General features: G+C 68.4%; 1 protein-coding gene. It reads left to right on the top strand.

Going from position 1 to position 2,327, the window contains the following annotated elements:
• Positions 1-491: 491 nt before the first annotated feature.
• Positions 492-2,210, top strand: coding sequence for an ATPase, T2SS/T4P/T4SS family (locus Q7W29_06370; protein ID MDO9171440.1), 1,719 nt, complete (start codon positions 492-494; stop codon positions 2,208-2,210).
• Positions 2,211-2,327: the final 117 nt, after the last annotated feature.

Here is a 2,327-nt window from a genome sequence, read left to right as displayed (position 1 = left end):
CCATGCGGTGCCTCCTCGGCAGCCAACCCCATCGGGCGGCGGTTCGGCGTGGGTGGATGGATGCCGACATGCTAGCCGATCCCGTCGCAAATTGCACGATTCGGCAGGTCCCGCCCCGACCGCTGCAAGTGTCTAATTTCTAGCCAGCCCTCCCCCGGGGCTCGCAGGCGGCGTCGGCGGCTTGGGCCCCCGTTCCGCCCGCCTCGGCGGCAACCGACGACGAGGGCGCCCCGACGTGCCACGCCTCCACCGGCGTCGGGCGCCAGAAGGCTGCGCACCTTCAATTAGTTGCCCCCGTGCAAGTTGCCGGAACGCGGCGCCTCCTGAATCGGGAGTTTCAACATCCGAATTTCGGCCATCCACGGGCACGCCGGGGACCCATGCGCCCCATCGGGACACGATGGCACGCCCGTTGCAGCCCTCCTCCCTGACGGCACGCGTCCGGCATCTCGCCGGCCACGCCGCACACCGGGGATGGGGGAAGTTCCTTGATGCACACGAAGGCGCCGGGTCTCGGCGAATTCCTGATCAACAAGGGCGTGATCGACCAGGGCCAGCTGGACGAGGCGCTCGTCGAGCAGAAGCTCTCCCACGAGCGGCTCGGCGAGATCCTCCAACACCGCGGCCTGATCACCGAATGGGACCTGCTGGACGCCCTGGGCAGCCAGCTCGGCCACCGGCTCTTCGACCCGTCGCGGGACGAGGTGACCCGGACCGCCCTGGATCTGATCCCCCAGGAGTTCGCGCGGCGCCACGACCTGCTGCCGGTCCACGTGCAGGAGCACGTCCTGCTCGTCGCCATGCACGATCCCCTCGACGTGGAAGCGATCGACACCCTGCAGCGCACGGCCTCGCGGATCGACTGCGAGCTCGAGATCCTGCTGGCCCCCTCCGAGGCCCTCGCCAAGGCCCGCGACGACCATTACGGGCGCATCATGGGGGACCGCAACGTCTCGCAGCTGATCGAGTCGGTCATGGACGAGATCGGCGAGACGGCCCTGCGGGTGGGCGAGGAACCCGACGATGCCGCCGCGGCCCAGGACGCCGGCGTCATCAACCTCGTCGACCAGATCATCGGCAAGGCCATCCAGGACCGGGCGACCGACATCCACGTCGAGCCCCAGGAAAGCAGCCTGGTGATCCGCTACCGGGTCGACGGCATCCTCTACGACGCCCTGAACCCGCCGCGGGCGGTCTACACGGGCACGGTCAGCCGCCTGAAGATCATGTCCAACATGGACATCGCGGAGCGGCGCACGGCCCAGGACGGGCGCTTCACCTTCCGCCGGGAGGGCCGCGAGGTCGACGTGCGCGTGTCGGCGATCCCGACGATCCACGGCGAGAAGATCGTCATGCGCCTGCTGGACAAGACCAACTTCAACTACAGCCTGACCGCCCTGGGCCTCGCCGAGGACGACATCAAGTCCGTGCGCCAGGCGATCCACCGCCCCCACGGCATGATCCTGCTCTCGGGCCCGACGGGGTCCGGCAAGACCACCACGCTCTACGCGGCGCTCAAGGAGCTCGACAGCGGCTCGCTGAACATCACGACCATCGAGGATCCGGTCGAGTACCAGATCGACCGCATCAACCAGGTGCAGGTGAACGTCCGCAAGAAGGTGACCTTCGCCAACGCGCTGCGCGCCTTCCTGCGCCAGGACCCCGACGTGATCATGGTCGGCGAGATCCGCGACCAGGAGACCGCCGACATCGCGATCCGCGCCGCGCTTACCGGCCACATGGTGTTCAGCACCATCCACGCCAACGACGCCCCGAGCACGGCCGCCCGCCTGGTCTCGATGGGGACCGAACCGTTCATGGCGGCCAGCGCCGTCACCCTGGTGGCCGCCCAGCGCCTGGTCCGGCGGACCTGCCAGCACTGTCTGGAGGAATATTCCCCCTCGGAAGATTTGCTTATGGCCCTCGGCAACGATGCCGACAACAGGGCCGTGATGCCGGAGAAGTTCCTCCGGGGCGCCGGCTGCGTCTCCTGCCGCGGGCGCGGCTACGCGGGGCGCGTCGCGGTGATCGAGAAGATGGTGATGTCGCCCGCGCTGCGCGAGCTCATCGCCGAGAAGCGGACGACGAGCGACCTCCGGCAGCAGGCGCAGTCGGAGGGGATGCGGACGCTACAGCAGAGCGGGCTGCTCAAGGTGCGCGACGGCGTGACGACACTAGAGGAAGTGTTGCGGGTGTGCATCAGCGACTGACCCGCGGACGGGAAGAGGTTTTAAGATGACGACGTTCTCCTACATCGCGAAGGACCAGGCGGGCGCCGAGCTTTCGGGCCTGCTCACCGGTGCCAGCGCCGACGAGATCATCCAGCG

It is taken from the genome of bacterium (assembly GCA_030654305.1).
In the GTDB taxonomy this organism is placed as follows: domain Bacteria; phylum Krumholzibacteriota; class Krumholzibacteriia; order LZORAL124-64-63; family LZORAL124-64-63; genus PNOJ01.
This window is presented reverse-complemented; position numbering and strand designations above follow the sequence as displayed.

What these genes read in the sequence shown, in the direction of transcription:
- Q7W29_06370 (MDO9171440.1), top strand. Translation starts at nt 492, where the DNA reads ATGCACACGAAGGCGCCGGGTCTCGGCGAATTCCTGATCAACAAGGGC.